The sequence below is a fragment of the Pedobacter psychrodurus genome (assembly GCF_032678585.1).
GTDB classification, from domain to species: domain Bacteria; phylum Bacteroidota; class Bacteroidia; order Sphingobacteriales; family Sphingobacteriaceae; genus Pedobacter; species Pedobacter psychrodurus_A.
Map to the genome: position 1 here is coordinate 139,471 of NZ_JAVTSN010000001.1, position 21,113 is coordinate 160,583.

The following is a 21,113-nucleotide window of genomic DNA, read 5'->3' on the forward strand; positions in this document are numbered from 1 at the left end:
ATTCTCATATCTAACGACAAGAATGAGCATAAGAGAAGAATTAGAGAAACGTATTTTGGTGATTGATGGTGCAATGGGTACCATGATTCAGCGATATACCTTAACCGAAGAAGATTTTAGGGGCGAGCGATTTAAAAATCATCCCTGTGATGTAAAAGGCAATAACGATTTGCTCAACATCACACGTCCGGATATTATTAAAACCATACACCTGGAGTACCTGGCTTCTGGCGCCGATATTATCGAAACCAATACCTTCAGTACCCAGCGAATTTCGATGGCTGATTACCAGATGGAAGACCTTTCTTATGAAATGAGTTTCGAAGGGGCGCGTGTGGCAAAAGAAGCTGTTAATGAATTTATGGCTGCAAATCCTGATCGCAAGTGTTTTGTTGCCGGTGCCATTGGTCCAACTAACCGTACCCTTTCTATGTCGCCAAATGTAAACGATCCTGGTTTCAGGGCGGTTTATTTTGATGAGTTGGAAGCCGCTTATTACGAACAGGTACGTGGTTTGGTAGATGGTGGTTCGGATATATTACTGATCGAAACCATTTTTGATACTTTAAATGCTAAAGTGGCTATTGTGGCCATTAAAAAATACGAAGAGGTAATTGGCCGTAAACTGGAGATCATGATTTCCGGTACCATTACCGATGCTTCGGGCAGAACACTTTCTGGTCAAACGGCTGAGGCTTTTTTGAACTCTGTAATGCATGCAAAACCGCTAAGTATCGGTTTTAACTGTGCCTTGGGTGCGAAAGAAATGCGTCCACACATCGAAGAGTTGGCTGCAAAAGCAGGCTGTTATGTATCAGCTTATCCAAATGCAGGTTTACCGAACGAGTTTGGCGCTTACGACGAACAGCCACACGAAACGGCACATTTGGTTGATGATTTTATTGCATCAGGTTTCGTGAATATTGTTGGCGGCTGTTGTGGTACTACACCAGAGCACATTGGCTGTATTGCTAAAAATGCCCGAAAAGCTGAACCCCGTAAAATACCTGTACTTGAGCATTTTATGCGTTTAAGCGGATTGGAGCCTGTAACCATTACCCCTGAGAGTATTTTTGTAAATATCGGCGAAAGAACAAATATTACCGGATCTCCTAAGTTTTCCAAACTGATTTTAGGTGGCGATTACGAAGCCGCACTGGCCGTGGCCTTGCAACAGGTTGAAGGCGGTGCTCAGGTAATTGATGTGAACATGGATGAGGGGATGTTGGATTCGGAAGCCGCAATGACCAAGTTTTTAAACCTCATTGCTTCTGAACCTGATATTGCGAAGTTGCCTATCATGGTCGATTCATCCAAATGGTCGGTGATCGAAAATGGCTTAAAATGTTTACAGGGGAAAGGAATTGTAAACTCCATCTCTTTAAAAGAGGGAGAAGATAAATTTCGTGAGAGTGCGCGTAAAATTATGCAATATGGTGCTGCTGTAGTGGTAATGGCTTTTGACGAGCAGGGACAGGCCGATAATTACGAGCGAAGAAAAGAAATTTGTAAAAGAAGTTATGATATCCTGGTTCACGAAATCGGTTTCCCGCCTGAGGACATCATTTTCGATCCGAATATTTTAACGGTTGCAACCGGATTGGAAGAGCACAACAATTATGCTGTCGATTTTATAAATGCCACCCGTTGGATCAAAGAAAACCTGCCCCATGCAAAAGTAAGCGGAGGGGTTTCTAATATTTCATTCTCTTTCAGGGGAAACAATACCGTTCGCGAGGCGATGCACTCTGCATTTCTTTATCACGCCATTCAGGCGGGTTTGGATATGGGGATTGTAAACGCAGGAATGCTGGAGGTTTATCAGGAAATTCCACCCGAATTATTAGAGCGGGTAGAAGATGTATTGTTAAACCGCAGAGATGATGCAACAGAGCGGCTGGTCGAATATGCTGATACCGTAAAATCGAAAGGCAAAGAAATTGTTAAGGATGAAGAATGGCGGAAAGGTCCTGTTGAAGATAGATTATCGCATTCGCTGGTAAAGGGAATTGTAGAATATCTGGATGATGATGTAGAAGAGGCCAGACAGAAATACGCCCGTCCGATTCAGGTAATTGAAGGTCCGCTGATGGATGGAATGAACATTGTTGGGGATCTGTTCGGTGCCGGAAAAATGTTCCTGCCGCAGGTGGTTAAATCGGCAAGGGTAATGAAAAAAGCAGTGGCCTATTTATTGCCGTTTATCGAACAGGAGAAACTGGATAATCCAGATCAAAACCAGAGTTCTTCAGCAGGAAGAGTATTAATGGCCACCGTTAAAGGCGATGTGCATGATATTGGAAAAAATATTGTGGGTGTGGTTCTAGCCTGTAACAACTTCGAAATTGTAGATATGGGCGTGATGGTACCTGCACAGGAGATCATCAAAAAAGCCAAAGAGATAAATGCTGATATTATTGGTTTGAGTGGATTGATCACGCCATCGTTGGATGAAATGGTGCACTTTGCCAAAGAAATGGAACGTGAAGGTTTTACCATTCCATTGATTATTGGTGGCGCGACAACTTCAAGAATCCATGCTGCGGTTAAAGTAGCCCCCAATTATTCTGGTCCAGCTATCCACGTATTGGATGCTTCGAGAAGTGTTACCGTTTGCAGTACCTTAATGAATCCTGAAACAAAAGATGATTATGTGGCAGGTATCAGGGCCGAATATGATAAAGCACGTGAAGCGCATTTGAATAAGCGATCGGATAAACGTTTTAAAACGCTTGAAGAAGCACGTGAGCATAAATTTAAAATCGATTTCAAGCAAGACTTACCCGTTCCGGAATTTACAGGCACTAGGGTTTTCGATAATTATCCTTTAGAAGAATTGGTACCTTATATCGATTGGACACCATTTTTCCACACCTGGGAACTTCGCGGCAGTTATCCGAAAATTTTCGATGATAAAAATGTAGGCGATGAAGCAAAGAAACTTTTCGATGATGCACAAACTTTATTAAAACGCATCCTGGATGAAAAATTACTAACAGCGAGAGCCGTAATCGGTTTTTGGCCTGCAAATGCAGTAGGAGACGATATTGTTTTGGAAGTCCGGAGTCCGGAGTCCGAAGTCGGAAGTCTGCCTGTCGACTCAGGACTAGAGACTGAGGACTCAAGACTAGTGACCATCCATACCCTCCGCCAGCAGGCTGAAAAAGTAGATGGACAGCCTTATTATGCCTTATCTGATTTTATTGCACCAAAAGAAAGCGGTATTCAGGATTATTTTGGTGGCTTTGCGGTAACGGCAGGTATTGGAATCGACGAATTGGTAAATGAGTTCGAATCCAACTACGACGATTACAACAGCATTATGGCTAAAGCGTTGGCCGATCGTTTGGCTGAAGCTTTTGCAGAACGTTTGCACGAACGTGTACGTAAAGAATACTGGGGTTACGCACAGGACGAAAACCTGAGCAATCAGGAATTGATTAAGGAAGAATATGCAGGTATCCGTCCGGCACCGGGTTATCCTGCCTGTCCGGAGCATACCGAAAAAGGTACCTTATTCCAATTGCTCGATGCGGAGAATAAAATCGGATTACATTTAACCGAAAGTTATGCCATGTATCCAACGGCAGCGGTAAGTGGATTTTATTTCGCACACCCGGATTCGAAGTATTTCGGTTTAGGAAAAATTACCAAAGACCAGATTGAGGATTACGCCATCAGAAAAAATATGGCAATTGAAGAAGTGGAGCGGTGGTTAAGTCCGAATTTAGCTTATTAATATAGTTTCCTTGTCATCCTGAGAGCAACGAAGGATCTCTGGAGAAATGACATATAAATTGATGTTAGCAGTCATCAGAAAATAGGAACTGCTAAATGTTAGAGATGCTTCATTAGCATTCAGCATGACAACCAAGATAGGTTATGAAGATCACAGACCATATAAAAAACGCAAAGGGTAAAACCTTATTCTCTTTTGAATTATTACCACCTGTAAAAGGGCAGAGCATCCAATGGATTTACGATGCAATAGAACCACTATTGGAATTTAATCCACCCTTTATCGATGTGACTTCGCTCCGCGAGGATTATATTTATAAAGAACAGGCGAATGGTTTGCTGCAAAAGGTATCTTACCGCAAACGTCCGGGTACCATTGCCATTTGTGCGGCTATTATCCACAAATATAAAGTTGATGCGGTTCCTCATCTGATCTGTGGCGGCTTTACCAAAGAGGAAACCGAAAATGCACTGATCGACTTACAGTTTTTAGGTATTGATAATGTTCTGGCATTGCGTGGTGATGCACGTAAGGCAGATGGAAATTTTGTTCCTACTCCGGGCGGACACTGTTATGCCACTGATTTAATTGAGCACATTAAAAACCATAACGAAGGTAAGTTTCTGCACGAAGATGTAGAAACCTTTAAAAGCGATTTTTGTATCGGTGTTGCCGGATATCCTGAAAAACATTTTGAAGCGCCTAACCTGAGTACCGATTTCAAATATTTGAAAAAGAAGGTAGATGCAGGTGCGGAGTTTATTGTGACCCAGATGTTTTTCGATAACCAGAAGTATTTCGATTTCGTAAAGAAATGCAGAGAAAATGATATTAATGTGCCGATTATACCAGGTTTGAAACCAATAAGCACTTTATCGCAGTTGAATGTGCTGCCTAAGATTTTTCACATCGATTTACCTGATGAATTGACGGATGCCCTATCGCATGCTAAAAACAATAATGAGGCGAAAGAAATCGGTACTGAAGCCATGATCAAACAATGTAAAGAGCTGATCGATTTTGGCGCTCCGGTATTACACTTTTATACCATGGGCCGCCCCGAGCAGACTAAAAAGATTGCGAAGGCTATATTTTAATAAATCTTAGAAAGACCTTGCAGGTTTTTAAAACCTGCAAGGTCTGAACTAACTCAAATCCCAGCTACCTCGGCTTTGCAATCCCGTCTTTGGATTATCTTTTAGTGGATTTCAAATCCACAGTATGGTGCGAAGAGATTGCAAATCCCGACGAACAAAAGTTATTATCGCTAGTCGGGATTTTTAATCCCGTCTGATGAGCTAAGGATTTTTAATCCTTCTAACGCTTGCAGAACAATACCAAATTGCAATAATCATGAATAAGATCAATACCGACCAACAAAGCCTTGATGCCATACTCACAGAAGTTAAACAACAAGGAGTAGAATATTTAAACCATATTGACAAGCGATCAACGGCGAACCAGGGTGAAGTGGCGATTGTTGGTGATTTAAGCGAACAAGGTACAGGTACTGTTGAAGCCTTAAAACAATTTAACCAGCGTTTCGAACCCATTATGGTGGCTTCTTCTGGTCCAAGATACTGGGGTTTTGTAACGGGGGGAACCACACCGGCTGCGATTGCAGGCGATTGGCTTTCGACTATCTACGATCAGAATACACAAAGTGCAAATGGTGGTGGCGATGTTTCGGCGATTATTGAACTCGAAACCATACAGTTATTGCTTTCGTTATTTAATCTGCCTAAAGATTTTTTTGGTGGTTTTGTAACTGGTGCTACCTTATCTAATTTTACCTGTTTAGCCGTAGCCAGACAGTGGATTGGCAAACAGCTGGGAAAAGATTTTGCAAGGGAAGGGATTTCTGGAAATGTAAAAGTATTATCGGCTACACCACATTCATCGGCTATCAAATCGTTGTCGATGTTGGGGTTAGGTAGCGATAATGTGATACAGGTAAAGGTAATGGAAGGCAATCGCGAGGCCTTGGATGTTACCGATCTCGAACTTAAAATCCAGGCCTTAAATGGAGAACCTTTCATTCTGATCTCCAGTGCCGGAACGGTGAATACAGTTGACTTTGATGATTTTGAAGCCATTCATGTTTTAAAAGAAAAGTATAATTTCTGGTGGCATATTGATGCAGCTTTTGGAGGTTTTGCAGCCTGTTCGCCAAAATACAGTCATTTGGTTAAAGGTTGGGAGCAAGCAGATAGCATTACAGTCGATTGCCATAAATGGTTAAATGTACCTTACGAAAGTGCCGTGTTTTTTGTTAAGGAAAAACATCAGTTGTTACAGGTAGAAACTTTTCAGAATGCTAATGCGGCTTATTTAGGCAATCCGTTGGAGAATTTTAGTTATTTAAACTTTCTGCCAGAAAACTCCCGCCGCCTGAAAGCTTTGCCGGCCTGGTTTACCTTAACCAGTTATGGAAAACAAGGTTATCAGGAAATTGTAGATGGTAATGTCGAAGTGGCCTTACAGCTTGCCAATTTCATCAATGAAAATCCAAACTTCGAACTGCTGGCGCCTGTTCGTTTAAATACCGTTTGTTTCTCATTAACCGATGAAAACTTAGTTCCAGCATTTCTGAATAAGTTAAATGCGGTTGGAAAGGTATTTATGACTCCTACATTTTATAATGGAAAAAAGGGAATCCGTGCTGCCTTTGTAAATTGGCGGACATCAGTAGCTGATATTGAACTGGCAACTGCCACAATGCTCGAAATTCTTACAGAACTTTAACCTTAAATTTATTGTTTTTAAGGCATAGGACTTATATTTGCAATAATGAAGTTTTTTGCTTTTAAATACATCCTTATTAGCTGCATTGCACTAACTTTTTTTTTAAAAGTGAGTAATGTAGTTTCGTATTTAAGCTATTCTACTGATGATGTTGAAGTTTTATCAGTCAATGATGATGCAACAGAGAAGGAAGAAAAGAAAGTGGAAACCGAATATGCAGTTCAGCAGATCATGTTTCACGACGAAATGTATATTCCCCTTCAAACTTCAAATAAGGTGATCATTCACGGTCATTCTTTTCAATTGGCATACTTTCCTGAGGTTTTAACACCGCCGCCTTCAGCATAAACTGATCTTTTATGTTATTTCCCGCTTTGAAAGCGCGGAACCCATTTCTATTTAAAAATTATAATATCATATATATGAAACGAGCAATTTCATTTGCAGTATTGTTAATCGCTGCTTCTTTAAAAATCAGTGCGCAAGAAGTTGTGCAGAACAATGTTAAACCAGTAGAAAATGCCCTTATCCAGGTTACAAAACTTCAGCCGGTAAGTTTTAATTATGATAAAACCTGGGCAGAAAAACTGAAGTTATCTGCCCGGCCACAATATGGCTTTGTAGGGGCTGATGTTAAAGCTGTGGTTCCGGATATCGTTTCGGTACAATCAAAAGCTTACCCGTTGGGTAAAAATGCGTTTAAAAACGCGACCATTACCAAGGTAGATTACGAAAGTTTAATTCCGCTCTTGGTAGCGAGTATAAAAGAACAGCAGCAACAGATTGAGGCACTTCAGCGTGAGTTAAATACGCTAAAATCACAGAATGCTAAATAACGATGGGTCCCGATGAAAATCGGGACTTTTTTGTCTGATATTAATTACTGAAAGTAAAAAATTGGTAACTAATCTGTGGTTAAAGCCAGCCAGCGTAATTATTGGACTAGCTTTACCAGATTAAATAATAAAAATATAAATGAATAACAAAATTGCCGAAAGCCAGTCTAGACCAAATTACGCCGTTCCCTTAGTTACCATTACCCTTTTATTTTTCATGTGGGGATTCATCACCTGTATGAACGATATTTTGATTCCATATTTGAAGCAGCTTTTTAAATTGAGCTTTTTTGAATCTATGCTGGTGCAATTTTGTTTCTTTGGCGCCTATTTCGTTGGTTCGCTAATTTACTTCTTAATTTCTTATACCAAAGGCGACCCGATTAATAAGGTAGGTTATAAAAAAGGGATACTTTTTGGAATTGTATTGGCAGCTATTGGTTGTGCCTTGTTTTTCCCTGCCGCAACTTATTCCGTTTATCCGTTGTTTTTAGGTGCATTGTTTGTACTCGGATTAGGTTTTACCGTTTTACAGATTACCGCCAATGCCTATGTTTCTTTGTTAGGCCCTGAAGACAGTGCATCAAGCCGTTTAAATTTAACACAGGCCTTTAACGCTTTCGGAACCACCATAGCTCCGATTTTAGGTGGTCACCTGATTTTCGAATTCTTTTCAGAAGCCGATGGGAGTTTTAGTGCTTCCGCAACACGTATTCCATATTTAATTTTTGCAGGCATCTTGTTGCTTGTGGGTTTGCTTATTTTTTATGTAAAACTTCCGTCTTTTCAGCCTGAAGAAGAGGAACAGGTAAAAGGACTTGGAGTACTAAAATTTCCGCATTTAACCAGGGGGATTGTTGCCTTATTCTGTTATGTAGGCGCTGAGGTTGCCGTGGGTAGCTTTATCATCAGCTTTTTAAGATTACCTGAGATAACCGGATTGGATGAAGTGGTGAGTAAAAATTACTTGTCGCTTTATTGGGGAGGGGCAATGATTGGCCGTTTTGTGGGATCAATTTCTCTTAACCATACTTTAAGTCAATCGAAAAAGATTATTTATATGTTAGGCACAGCCATATTGGTTTTTGCTTTAATTTATGGTATTGTTGATTTAACTTTTGCACAGATCAGTTTCTTTCTGGTATTTATCGCTTTAAATTTTCTTGGATTTTTAGTCGGCAAATCAGCACCTGCAAGGACTTTGGCCATTTTCTCTGCCATTAATGTGTTGTTGCTTATTTCAGCAATGGTAAATAAAGGAGAACTGGCGATGTACAGCGTTTTGGGTATCGGAATTTTCAACTCCATCATGTTCTCGAACATATATACTTTGGCAATCGCAAAATTAGGCGCTTATACCAGTCAGGGATCCTCGCTGTTGGTAATGGCCATTTTAGGTGGTGCCATTATGCCCCTTATTCAAGGTGCTGTGGCCGATAAAATTGGTGTTCATCACTCGTTTATACTACCATTGGTATGTTACCTCTTTATCTTGTATTTTGGCATTTATTGCTCGAAAAGGTTAAAAGGCATTGAGCAGACGGGGATGAAATCGGGACATTAATATAAATGCTAAAGAAGTCAAGTTTTTATTTTAAAACTTGACTTCTTTTTTATGTTTCTAATAGCCTTTAAGCAAATAATTCTTAAACCCTTCAAAATCAACACCCAACTGGTCAGCATGTTTTGGCTTGCTTTCTAAAGCTTTTACTTGTTCAGGGATTTCAATTTTAACTGCGATATCAGCAGGGAAAATGTCCGGGAACTTACAGGCATGTGCGGTTGATAGAAAAACTGCAGCACTTTCGTCTGCTGGATTTTCACTTCTATATTTTTCAATAGCCAAATAAGCTATGGCGGTATGTGGACAGGCTACATAATTGAGTTTACTGTCGAGCACTTTGATGCCTTCTAATGTTTCATCGTCAGTAAAGCGATATGAGGTAACCACCTTTTTAATGGCTTCTACATCCTGATCAAATAAATCCATAATGCGTACCCAATTGCTTGGAGCGCCAACATCCATGGCATTAGAATAGGTTTGTGTTGATGGTTTGGTTTCGTACACACCGCTTTCTAGAAAGCGTGGCACAGTATCATTCACATTGGTAGCCGCGATAAACTGTTTAACAGGCAAGCCTAATTTATAAGCCAATAAACCTGCCCCAATATTGCCAAAGTTTCCGCTCGGTACCGAAAATACCACATCGGGTAAGCCTTGCTTTTTCAGTTGGGCGTAAGTGTTGAAATAGTAAAATGTTTGCGGGATCAATCGGGATATATTAATCGAATTGGCAGAAGTCAGCCTGAATTTTGCATTCAGCTCATCATCTGCAAAAGCTTGTTTTACCAAAGCCTGGCAATCATCAAAAGTACCTTTCACTTCAATAGCCCTGATGTTTTCGCCATTGGTAGTTAACTGTAATTCCTGTATCGGACTTACTTTACCTTTAGGATAAAGGATGGTTACCCTGGTATTCGGTACACCTAAGAAACCTAAAGCCACTGCTCCTCCGGTATCACCTGATGTAGCTACCAGGACATCTAAGAGCTGTTCGCCGTCTTTTAAGAAATAAGCCATTACACGGCTCATAAAGCGGGCACCGAAATCTTTGAAAGCCAGAGAAGGTCCATGGAACAATTCGAGCACAAAAGTTTTGTCGTCCAGTTTAACTGCTGGTGCTTCAAAATTTATGGCGTCATCAATTAAAGCTTTTAAATCTTCTGCCGGAATTTCATCTTTTAATAAAGTTGAAGCTACTTTGTAAGCGATTTCTGGTAAAGAATATTTTTCGATATTCTGAATAAATTCGGGATCAAGCTGTGGGATTTCTACAGGCATGTATAAACCTTTATCCTGTGGCATGCTGTTAAAAACGGCGTCTTTAAAAGAAACGCGTAAATCTTTATTGTTGGTTGAGTATAGTTTCATTTTGAGGTATAGGGTTTAGGTGTGTAAGGTTTAGGGTTATGGCGCCGAGTACAACCCTATGCCCTTAACCTTCTACCTTAGGCCTTATTTACATCACCCTTGGTCCTTCGGCGTTAACCGGAGAAACGAAAGCTTTGCTGTTAATATTTATCTTGTGTAAGTGTTGTTGTTGCGATTTGGTTATTTTTCTGGCGGTTTCCTCATCTTTAGTCAAGGCAAAAACGGATGGGCCAGAACCTGAAATTCCGAAGCCGATTGCGCCGTTTTCCATGGCCAGTTTCCGCATTTCTTCAAAACCTGGGATCAGGATCGAACGTGTTGGCTCTACCAAAACATCTTTCATGCTTCTTCCGATCAGATCGAAATCGTTCATGAACAATCCGCTTACCAAACCCGCCACATTTCCCCATTGAGTAACGGCATCTTTTAAGGCCACTTTACTGCGGATCATCTGACGCGCATCTTTAGTAGGTACATCCACTTCCGGATATACAATTGCCGCATACATACCAGCTGGTGTTGGCAAAGAAATCACATCGAGAGGTTCATAACTTCTAACCAATACAAAACCACCTAACAAAGCAGGGGCAACATTATCGGCATGGCCATAACCGCAGGCAAGTTCTTCACCTTTCATCGCAAATGGAACCAGTTCTTTAGCTGTCAATAAATCGCCCATTAATTTGTTAATGGCAAATAAACCTGCAACAGTACTCGCAGAGCTCGAACCCAATCCACTGCCAATAGGCATTTTTTTATGAAGTTCAATTTCTACACCCACATCTAAGCGGTTAATGTGTTGCAAATAATGCTGAACACTCGCACTAACCGTGTTTTTGGCGGCATCTAAAGGCAAGCGGCCATCATCACCGGTTATTCTTTTGATCACCACGCCGGGTGTATCCGTAAACCGCATGTCAACCTCATCGCCAGGTTCGTTTACGGCGAAACCCAGCACATCAAAACCACAAACTACGTTTGCAACGGTTGCAGGGGCGAAAACTTTTATACTATCTTTCATTATGATTTAGCTTAGCTATTGTTAAGCGGTTATTTGGTTTAAATGATATTTTAGATGCACAAGGTAGTCGTCGATAAAAAAGGAAAGGCTGTGCATTTCTATTTTCCCTTTTCCTGTATCACAGGTATTTTGGAGCTTTTCTTCCGGAATATTTTCAATTACCTGGCTAATCCGGTAGTTTAATAACTTCCAAAGCATTATTACTTCTGTAATATCCGTTTCCTGATAGTTTTGGTATTTTACCCATTCATCCTGGTGATAAACAATTTTTACGCCTTGCTCATATTGTCCAACCACCAAACGGCGGATGTTATTACTTGCGCTATCAATCAAATGGCCTAACAATTCTTTTTTAGACCATTTTAATGGTTGTGGTTTATCATTCCAAACCGCTTCCGGAATATTTTTGAAATCTATCATCGCCTGATTAACCAGGCTGATGATTTCATTTTTTTGACTCAAAACCGAATTCACTACATTATTTATTTAAAGTACCTACATTGATGATATCGGCAAAAACACCGGCAGCGGTCACTTCAGCACCTGCACCGGGACCTTTTACCACCAATGGGCGCGATTTATATCTGTCCGTAGTGAACGAAATAATGTTGTCGCTCCCCGATAACATATAAAAAGGATGGCTGTCATCAACCATTTGAAGGCTGATTTCTACATTACCATCTTCTAACTTGCCGATGTAACGTAAAACTTTTCCGTCATTTGCAGCAGTTTTCTTCAAGTCTTCAAAGTAAGCGGCGTTGGCCTGTAATTCTGAATAGAAATCTTCTACAGATGTCGCGTTTAAACAAGCCTCAGGCAAAATATTATCGATTTTCACATCGCTGGCTTCTAGTGGATATCCTGCATCGCGGGCGAGGATCAACATCTTGCGCATAAAATCTTTCCCATTTAAGTCGTCGCGAGGATCTGGTTCTGTATAACCCAGTTCCTGTGCTTCCTTTACCGTTTCGTAAAAACCCGCATCACCTTTAAAATTATTGAAGATATAAGAAATGGTTCCCGACAAAATTGCTTCAATCCGCGCAACCTTATCGCCGCTCATCATCAATTCGCGCAATGTGCGGATAATCGGTAAGCCTGCACCCACATTGGTTTCATAATAAAAATCGACCCCGAATTTACGGGCTGTATCTTTAAATGATTTATATTGGGCATAATCTGCCGAGTTTCCTTTTTTATTACAGGTTACCACCGAAATGCTGCTTTCGAATATACCCTGGTAAAATTCTATTGGCGATTCGGCTGCGGTATTGTCAACAAAAACACAGTTTGGTAAATTTAATGCTTTCATTTTCGCTACAAAACCAGCTAAATCTGCCTGTTCGCCATTTGTATCCAGTTCTGTTTCCCAATTTTCTACCGATAAACCCTCTGTATTAAAGATCATTTTCCGGGTATTGCTGATTCCCGCAACCTTAACCTGTAAATCGTTATTGGCAGCCAAGAAAGGCATCTGTTCTTTCAATTGGTTAAACAAGGTTTTACCAATATTTCCGGTGCCTAAGCAGAAAATATTCAATGTTCTTTTTAAATCTGTAAAGAAAGCATCATGCACGGCATTAACGGCTTTCGATAAATCATCTTTGCTGATGATTACCGAGATATTATATTCGGACGAACCTTGGGCAATGGCCCTTACATTGATACCGTTACGACCTAAAGCGCTAAACAAACGTCCGCTCATCCCGGGGGTACGCTTCATGTTTTCACCTACTATGGCCAAAACTGCCAGGTTATTTTCAACTTCCGGTAATTCTAATTTTTTTGCATCCAGTTCAAGCTCGAACTCTTTTTTAATCAGAGCAATCGCTTGTGAGGCATCTGTTGGTTTAACCGCAAAGGTGATGCTGTGCTCTGATGAAGATTGGGTAATCAATACCACATTGATCTGCTCGCGTGACAGGAGCGAGAATAACCTGCCGCTAAATCCTGCCTTACCCACCATGCCGCTTCCGGTGAGGTTGATAATGCTGATGTGATCAATAGATGAAATTCCTTTTATCGGTAAACTTGATGCTTTTACATCGCTTTTGATATAGGTTCCAGCAAAATCAGGCTCGAAAGTGTTTTTGATCACAATCGGGATTTTCTTCATAAAGGCTGGGATCATTGTTGGCGGATAAATCACTTTAGCACCAAAATAACTCAGTTCCATGGCTTCGGTATAGCTTAACTCTGGTAAAGAAAATGCTTTTTTCACAATGCGTGGATCGGCTGTCATCATGCCGTTTACATCCGTCCAGATTTCTATTTCTTCAGCATTTAAGGCTGCACCCCAAACCGCTGCTGTATAATCAGAACCACCGCGACCTAAGGTCGTCACCCTGCCTGCCGCATTACTCGCGATAAAACCAGTCACAAAAAGTACTTTGCCTTTATTCTCCTCGTAAAAATTGCCGATCAGCATTTCTGTTAATGCTGTATCTACTTTTGCCTGACCAAAGTTGCTGTCGGTTTTAATTAGCTCGGAACCGTTAACATAAAGTACATCGCCAATATTCTGCGAGGCAATATGGCTGATCATAAAGGTAGAACAGCGTTCGCCATAACTTAAAATCTGATCTTTGGTTTGTAAGCTCAGTTCGCGCAGGTTGGTTACCGCCTGTAACAGATCTTCTAATTCGTTAAAAAAGATTTTTAAACGCGTAAACACCGGGTTTTGTGCTGCCGCTGGTAAAAGCGAGCGGATCACCGCGAAGTGTTTGGCTTCAATTTCTTTTAATTGGGTATCGTAATCTTCACCACGCTCGGCCATTTCGGCCATATCGGTAAGCAGATTGGTTACACCACTCATTGCCGATAATACAACTACCGGGCTATTCTTCTGTTTTTCTTCACCAACCAGGCGTAAGAGTGTTTTAATGTTCTCGGCCGAACCTACGGATGTGCCGCCGAATTTGAGTACTTTCATTAGTTTATATTGGTTTTAACTGTTTGATGCTGTGCAAATTGTTTCATCGTTTAAGGTTGCTCGTGCAGCTTTCATTCAGCTTGGGTTTAAAAAAAAAGCGTCCCGATTTTCATCGGGACGCTTTCTGTGTTTTATGTTTTTTCAATTTACAACAAATTAGCCCCGCTGGTTTATACCGGTGGTAATAATAATCGTTGTAATAATCGAAGTGTTAAAATTCATCTTGTCTTTGTGTACTTTGTACACCGTAAAGTAGGAGATTATTTTTTTAAAATGCAAATGTTTTTTGAATTTTATTTCGAGATTTCTATTAAAACGTTTAAGTAGATGAAATAGCTGCATTTTTTGAACCCGAAACCAAATCATTCCCTCTTGAGGTGTGCCCGCAGGGTGGGGTGGTTTTTATGTTATCTATATGCGAAAAGGTAGTTCAACATCTCTCCACCTTTTCAAGGAGGGAGGAAACGGGGTGGGCTGGTTAATAAGAAGTTTTAAATGGTTTGGAAAGATCCTGCCGTAATCCTTGGGAGAAAGCAGTCCTGCTAACCGCTATAGTCCCGATGGAAGCGCTCTTTGGTTGATGGTGAGATCGGGAGCTGCCGCTTTTATCAGGTATAATTAATGGAAGGTTTTGGTACTATTTAGGTTAGTTGCCTTTCCAGCGTCTAATTCCCCTCCTTTGGATAGCCTGCTCAGATTCTTTTCGGAGGCTGCCTGCAAGGCGGGGGGGTTAATATTTAGTGAAATAGCAAACCGTCATTGATTATTAAAACCTTATCTCTCAAAAATTTAACACACTAAAACCATTTACCATATTTTACTTAGTGTATGTTTTTGATTTTTTTTACGTTTAAAAATGAATATTAATATATTGTAAATGAGATTGTTGTGTCATAGTGTATTTGCTACAATATGTAAAAAATTACATTTTAATCCTCGTTTTTGTAGCGGATAAGTCTTTACCTTTGCTGCACTAACTAACTTATTGTTATGAGCAAAAAGAAACTGCAAATGCCAGATTTAAGCTATTTAAATCTAGGTGGAAATATTGCTGTAAAGTACCAATTATCCCCGATGGAGTTAATTGATGAAGCCTTATTAAATAAAGAAGGTACACTGGCAGGTTCCGGAGCTTTGGCGGTTGATACCGGAAAATTTACCGGACGTTCGCCTAAAGACAGGTTTATTGTGTGCGACGAGGTAACCGAAGATCAGGTTTGGTGGGGTGATGTCAACATTAAAATCAGTTCGGAGAAATTCGATCAGCTGTTTTATAAGCTGACCAATTACCTGGAGGATAAAAAAATCTATGTCCGCGATTCTTCTGCCTGTGCTGATCCGGATTATTCGATATCGATCAGGGTAATTACAGAAACAGCTTACCAGAATCTTTTTGCGCATCATTTATTTATCCGCCCGGAAGAAGAGGGTTTGGGCATAACCCCAGAGTGGACCATTATTGCCGCTCCTGGTTTTGTGGCCGATCCAGCTATTGACGGAACCCGGCAGGAAAATTTTTCCATTCTCAATTTCACCAGGAAAATGATCCTGATTGGTGGAACCGGTTATACAGGTGAAATTAAAAAAGGAATTTTTTCTGTTTTAAACTTTATCCTTCCTATATATAAGAAAACACTTTCTATGCACTGCTCTGCAAACGTAGGTAGGGATGGAGATACAGCCATATTCTTTGGTTTGTCAGGTACAGGAAAAACTACCTTATCTGCCGATCCTGAAAGAGGTTTGATTGGCGATGATGAACATGGCTGGGGTACCAACTCTGTATTTAACTTCGAAGGTGGCTGTTATGCCAAATGTGTTGATCTAACGGAAGATAAAGAGCCTCAGATTTTTAAAGCAATCAAATTTGGTTCATTGTTGGAGAATATCAACTTTTTTCCGGGAACAAAGGATGTTGATTATGCAAACATCGATAAAACAGAGAATACGCGGGTGGCCTATCCTATAGATTATATTGATAATGCCATTTTGCCTTCGATAGCGGCCGTACCAAAAAATATCTTTTTTTTAACTGCCGATGCTTTTGGCGTATTGCCCCCAATTTCTAAATTAAATGTAGAACAGGCCATGTTCCACTTTATGAGTGGTTATACAGCAAAGGTTGCCGGAACAGAAACCGGTGTTACCGAGCCTCAGTTGACCTTTTCGGCCTGTTTTGGTAAGGCATTTCTTCCATTGCACCCTTCAAAATACGCGGCTTTATTGGGCGAGAAGATGAAAAAGCATAAGGTAAACGTTTGGTTGGTAAATACCGGCTGGAGCGGGGGGGCTTATGGTGTGGGTAAAAGAATGAAATTGAGTTATACCAGGGCGATGATTACTGCAGCCTTAAAAGGAGAGCTCGATCATCACAATTATAAACAACACCATGTGTTTAAATTAATGATGCCTTTAAATTGTCCGGGAGTTCCGAATGATATTTTAGATCCATCTAAAACCTGGGATAATCAGGAAGAATATTTTTTAAAAGCCTATCAGCTGTCAGATGCCTTTTCAGAAAATTTTAAGCAGTTCGAACTGACAAAAGTACCAAAAAGCAGACACGAAGCGTTAAAATTATGTTAAATGCACTTTAAAATGCATTTTTTGCACGAAAAATTTGCAATTCGATTTTTTTTTAGTTTTTATTGTGAAAGAATTGCCTCGGCTGGGGCAATTTTTTTGTTATACACCCTTGGTGGTTTACCGAAACTAAATTCTAAGTAACGATTTAATTGCTTATTGATTTATTAATTTGTAATTTAAAATCAATTTATAAATTTGTTTTTCGCAACAATTTCGGATAAGAAACGTTGTGTGTAGTACAAAAGAAAAAAAAACAGCTAAAAATTAAAAACAAGAACTAAAACTAAAATTTCAAAAAAAATGGCAAACGCACCAAAACCAACAACTGTTAAAAAAGAGAGCTCTTCTAGTGCTTCAAATGTATTTGCAACATTCGTTATTCCAATCTGTATTGTTATTGGATTCTGTGTTTGGAGATTCGTATTCGGAGAAGGAAGTAACTTTATCGATGGCGACAGAGAGAAATTACCATTACCTGGTAACTATCTTGGAACAGCATACAAAGGAGGTCCTATCGTGGCAATCTTAGTTGGATTACTATTAGTGGTAATTGTATTCTCTATCGAACGTTTCATCGTTATTGGTAAAGCAAGTGGAAAATCTAGCTTAGATACTTTCATTCGCAAAGTACAAGGTTTATTAAGCGCAGGTAACATCGAGGCTGCAAAAGCTGAGTGTGATAAACAAGAAGGTTCAGTTGCTAACGTAATTAAATCAGGCTTGAAAAAATACAGCGAAGTTGAAGCAGATACCAATATGGATGTTGAGCAATCAATCGTTGCGATCCAAAAAGAGGTTGAAGAAGCTACAGCTTTAGAAATGCCAATGTTAGAGCAAAACTTAACTGTAATTGCAACTTTGGTATCAATTGGTACATTGGTAGGTTTATTGGGTACAGTAACAGGTATGATCCGTGCATTCGCCGGTTTAGCAAACTCTGGTGCACCAGATCAATCAGCATTAGCGGTAGGTATCTCTGAGGCGTTGATCAATACTGCAACAGGTATCTTGGTATCAACTGTAGCAATTATCATGTACAATGTATTAACTTCTAAAATCGATAAGTTAACTTACGCTATCGATGAGGCTGGTTTCAGCATCGTTCAAACATACGCTAGTTCGCATAAATAAGAATTTTGAAAAAATTTTTACCGGCTTTATGGAAAACCGGAAAAAAGATCATCATTATTAAAACTAGTAAAAAATATTATGCCTAGAATTAAAGTTAAAAGAACAAGTACAGTAACAGATATGACCGCCATGTGTGATGTGGCATCATTGTTACTTACTTTCTTCATCTTAACTGCTACAGCAAGGCAACCAGAACCACTAGCCGTCTCTACACCCTCATCTACGTATGAGTTTAAAGTGCCGGCAGAAAACAATGCGATTTTAACAATCGGACAGGGGCAGGTATTCTTCGAGGTAGCAGGAAATAGAGTAAGAGCAAGAACATTAGAACTAATGGGCGAGCAGTACAACGTGAAGTTTACACCTGACGAAATTCAACGTTTCTCAGTAATCTCAACTTTCGGTGTACCATTTGCAAACTTAAAAGGTTTTATTGCCATGAACGGATCTGACCGTATGAAACCAGGAGTACAAAGAGGTATTCCTACAGATTCTACAGATAATCAGTTAAACTCATGGGTTTTAAATGCTCGTAAAGCAACTAAAGAGATCAACAACGTAGACATGCGCGTTAGTATCAAAGGTGATGCTAAGGAAGAATATCCAGTTGTGAAAAAGATTATTGATGTGCTTCAGAAACAGAGTGTAAACAAATTTTTATTGGTTACCAACTCTGAAGCTAAAAAGAAATAAGAAATGGCAGAATTAAATACAGGCGGGAAGAAAGCCACACCAAGGGTTGATATGACTCCAATGGTGGATCTAATGTTTCTTTTGGTAACTTTCTTTATCTTAACAACATCAATATCTACACCACAGGCGATGGATATTGCAAAACCAGATAAAAACGATAAGTTACCTGAAAACAGATTAGAACTGAAAGCAAGTAAAACCATGACCATCTTATTGGGTAAAAAAGATAAGATAGCTTGGTACATGGGCGTTGCAGGTGCAACAGCACCAACAATCGAATCAGGATCACAAGTGGAAGCAGCTATTGTTAAAAATAGAAAAACAGCCGATGCATCAGGTGTTCCGGGAGATTTCGTAGTGTTGGTTAAACCAACAACAGGATCAACTTTCCAGAACTTTGTTGATATCATGGATGAACTGGAAATTCTTAAAATTAAGGTTCGTCAGATTGATGATGATAATATCCTTGATAGCGAGAAAAGTTTCATGAAAGAGCAAGGAATTTTATAATCAATAAAACCAATAGTTATGTCGAAGTTAGATATATTCAGAAAAGAATGGCTTGAAGTGGTTTTTGCAGATAAAAACAAAACCTATGGTGCGTACCAGTTGCGTAAAACCAATGGTGCAAATACCTCGAAAGCATTAATTATTGGCTCTATTATATTTCTAGTGTTATTTTTCTCTCCTAAAATCTATAGCCTTATCAAAGGTTCTATGGATCATGAAGATGAGCAATTAAAAGCACAGGAAGTTATTTTAGCGCCGCCACCTCCAGTGGATCCTAAAACACCACCTCCACCACCGGTAGAGCCACCGCCACCGAAAGTTGACCAGGTGAAAATGCCACCTCCAATTGTAAAACCGGATATCGAGGTTCGTGATGAACCACCTACGGTAGAAAAATTGAAGGAAGCTGATCCAGGTCAGAGAGATATCAAAGGTGACCCAACAGCTGATATTGTAATCGCTGAACCAGTAGGTGAAGGACCAAAAAGAGAAGCTGCTGTTGCGGTTGATGATAATAAGGTTTATGACTTTGTTAGTATCGAGAAACAACCAGAATATCCGGGAGGTATTGCTAAATTCTATAAGTATTTAGGAGGTGCAATTAAATACCCACCAATGGCACAAGAAAACAATGTACAGGGTAAAGTATTTTTATCTTTCGTTGTTGAAAAAGATGGTAAATTAACAGATATCCAGGTTACCCGCGGTTTGGGTAGCGGAACTGATGAAGAGGCTATCCGTGTATTGAAAGCTAGTCCACGTTGGAACCCAGGTATCCAAAATGGTAAGCCGGTAAGGGTAAAATACAACATCAACGTAAACTTTACATTGAACTAATAGTAAATGTTAAATTTTGATATTTTTAAGCAAAAATCGCCTAAACAGCGGTTTTTGCTCATTTTAGGCCTTGTCATGTTTGTCTTTTATGTGGTATTGGGCCTTGCATTTATGTTTTGGGAACCGATCGCCCTGCGTTTACCCGCAATTCCGCACTGGGGCAGGATCGTCATTGGGATCTTCTTAATTATTTATGCATTTGTACGACTATTAAGCCTAAGCAGGCGAGACTAATCAATGAGAAACTTCCTTTTTATATTTTTAATTCTGGCACTTGTATCCTGCAAACGCAAAAACAAGACCGAAGCAGTTAAAGAAACCCGCACCAGCGGTACGCTTAAAATGCTGGTTGATGAAAGCGTTGGACCAATTGTACAAGACCAGATTGACATATTTAGTCTTGATTATCCACAGGCAAAATTTGAAACCACGGTAAAACCCGAACAAAAACTGTTACCTGCTTTTTTAAACGATAGCGTAAGGGTAATTGTGCTGCCAAGATTATTAACCAAGGCCGAAGAGAAATATTATAACCAGCGGAATATCAAAATAAACACGTCAAGATTTGCTGTAGACGGTATTGCTTTAATTACAAATCAGGGCAATATTGATAGTACAATTAACGTTAAAGATGTGATTGATATATTACAGGGGAAGAAATCAGATAAAAAACTGGTCTTTGATAACGCTTATTCAAGTACCTTTCAGTATTTTAAAGATTTGGCTAAAATCAGCCAATTTCCCACTACAGGTGTTTACTCTAAAAATTCTAGCAATGAAGTAATTAAACTTATTGCAGAAGATAAAAATTTTATTGGTATTTTGGGCGTGAATTGGATTACCAATAAGAATACCGATGTGAGTGAGTATCTTTCGCAGGTAAAAGTATTGGGCGTAAAGAATGTGAAGGGTAGCCCGGGAGATGATCAGTACTATAAACCAACCCAAGATAATTTGATCAATGGCATTTATCCTTTCTTAAGAAATATAAATATCATAGATTGCGAAGGAAGAGATGGTTTAGGCACAGGATTTGCAACATGGTTAAGAAGTCAGAGAGGGCAGTTGATTGTACTTAAATCTGGACTCGGTCCACATAAGTTAATGCCGCGGCAAATTAACCTGACAAAAGGGAATTAAATTAAAAAATT

Annotated in this window: 16 protein-coding genes; 12 read left to right on the forward strand and 4 right to left on the reverse strand. The window is 39.8% G+C overall.

Annotated elements, in window-relative coordinates; all coding sequences use genetic code 11:
* Nucleotides 1–22: 22 nt before the first annotated feature.
* The 6 genes from metH to R2S57_RS00695 all read left to right on the forward strand — a co-directional run bounded on the left by metH (nt 23) and on the right by R2S57_RS00695 (nt 8,884).
* A complete protein-coding gene (gene metH / locus R2S57_RS00670) occupies nt 23–3,739 on the forward strand; it encodes a methionine synthase (protein ID WP_316843196.1) in 3,717 nt (1,238 codons plus the stop codon).
* 143 nt (nt 3,740–3,882) lie between these two features.
* Complete coding sequence (gene metF / locus R2S57_RS00675) at nt 3,883–4,836, forward strand: methylenetetrahydrofolate reductase [NAD(P)H] (protein ID WP_316843197.1); 954 nt, start codon at nt 3,883–3,885, stop codon at nt 4,834–4,836.
* A gap of 256 nt (nt 4,837–5,092) precedes the next feature.
* Nucleotides 5,093–6,484 carry a pyridoxal phosphate-dependent decarboxylase family protein gene (locus tag R2S57_RS00680; RefSeq protein WP_316843198.1) on the forward strand — a complete coding sequence of 464 codons (1,392 nt, stop codon included), beginning with the start codon at nt 5,093–5,095 and terminating at the stop codon, nt 6,482–6,484.
* Between the two features lie 45 nt (nt 6,485–6,529).
* A complete protein-coding gene (locus R2S57_RS00685; RefSeq protein WP_316843199.1) occupies nt 6,530–6,832 on the forward strand; it encodes a hypothetical protein in 303 nt (100 codons plus the stop codon).
* 74 nt (nt 6,833–6,906) lie between these two features.
* Nucleotides 6,907–7,320, forward strand: a complete 414-nt coding sequence (locus R2S57_RS00690) for a tail fiber domain-containing protein (protein ID WP_316843200.1) — start codon at nt 6,907–6,909, stop codon at nt 7,318–7,320.
* Between the two features lie 139 nt (nt 7,321–7,459).
* A complete protein-coding gene (locus R2S57_RS00695; protein WP_316843201.1) occupies nt 7,460–8,884 on the forward strand; it encodes a sugar MFS transporter in 1,425 nt (474 codons plus the stop codon).
* 57 nt (nt 8,885–8,941) lie between these two features.
* Here the strand turns inward: R2S57_RS00695 and thrC are convergent, their stop codons facing one another.
* The 4 genes from thrC to thrA form a co-directional block, all read right to left on the reverse strand.
* Complete coding sequence (gene thrC, locus R2S57_RS00700; protein WP_316843202.1) at nt 8,942–10,252, reverse strand: threonine synthase; 1,311 nt, start codon at nt 10,250–10,252, stop codon at nt 8,942–8,944.
* An 88-nt stretch (nt 10,253–10,340) separates the two neighbouring features.
* Nucleotides 10,341–11,273, reverse strand: a complete 933-nt coding sequence (locus R2S57_RS00705) for a homoserine kinase (protein ID WP_316843203.1) — start codon at nt 11,271–11,273, stop codon at nt 10,341–10,343.
* 21 nt (nt 11,274–11,294) lie between these two features.
* Complete coding sequence (locus R2S57_RS00710; RefSeq protein ID WP_316843204.1) at nt 11,295–11,693, reverse strand: DinB family protein; 399 nt, start codon at nt 11,691–11,693, stop codon at nt 11,295–11,297.
* A 58-nt stretch (nt 11,694–11,751) separates the two neighbouring features.
* Nucleotides 11,752–14,205, reverse strand: a complete 2,454-nt coding sequence (gene thrA, locus R2S57_RS00715) for a bifunctional aspartate kinase/homoserine dehydrogenase I (RefSeq protein WP_316843205.1) — start codon at nt 14,203–14,205, stop codon at nt 11,752–11,754.
* 990 nt (nt 14,206–15,195) lie between these two features.
* On the opposite strand from thrA, the gene pckA reads away from it, so the two are divergent.
* The 6 genes from pckA to R2S57_RS00745 all read left to right on the forward strand — a co-directional run bounded on the left by pckA (nt 15,196) and on the right by R2S57_RS00745 (nt 21,102).
* Nucleotides 15,196–16,791 (forward strand): phosphoenolpyruvate carboxykinase (ATP), encoded by a 1,596-nt coding sequence (gene pckA / locus R2S57_RS00720; RefSeq protein ID WP_316843206.1) that lies wholly within the window; start codon nt 15,196–15,198, stop codon nt 16,789–16,791.
* A gap of 300 nt (nt 16,792–17,091) precedes the next feature.
* Nucleotides 17,092–17,922, forward strand: a complete 831-nt coding sequence (locus tag R2S57_RS00725; RefSeq protein ID WP_316843207.1) for a MotA/TolQ/ExbB proton channel family protein — start codon at nt 17,092–17,094, stop codon at nt 17,920–17,922.
* 78 nt (nt 17,923–18,000) lie between these two features.
* Nucleotides 18,001–18,615, forward strand: a complete 615-nt coding sequence (locus tag R2S57_RS00730) for a biopolymer transporter ExbD (RefSeq protein WP_316843208.1) — start codon at nt 18,001–18,003, stop codon at nt 18,613–18,615.
* Nucleotides 18,616–18,618: 3 nt separating this feature from the next.
* Nucleotides 18,619–19,125, forward strand: coding sequence for a biopolymer transporter ExbD (locus tag R2S57_RS00735; protein ID WP_316843209.1), 507 nt, complete (start codon nt 18,619–18,621; stop codon nt 19,123–19,125).
* Between the two features lie 18 nt (nt 19,126–19,143).
* Nucleotides 19,144–19,962: a TonB family protein gene (locus tag R2S57_RS00740; protein WP_316843210.1), complete on the forward strand. Its 819-nt coding sequence runs from the start codon at nt 19,144–19,146 to the stop codon at nt 19,960–19,962.
* 237 nt (nt 19,963–20,199) lie between these two features.
* Entirely contained in the window at nt 20,200–21,102 is a 903-nt protein-coding gene (locus tag R2S57_RS00745; RefSeq protein WP_316843211.1) for a substrate-binding domain-containing protein, read from the forward strand.
* Nucleotides 21,103–21,113: the final 11 nt, after the last annotated feature.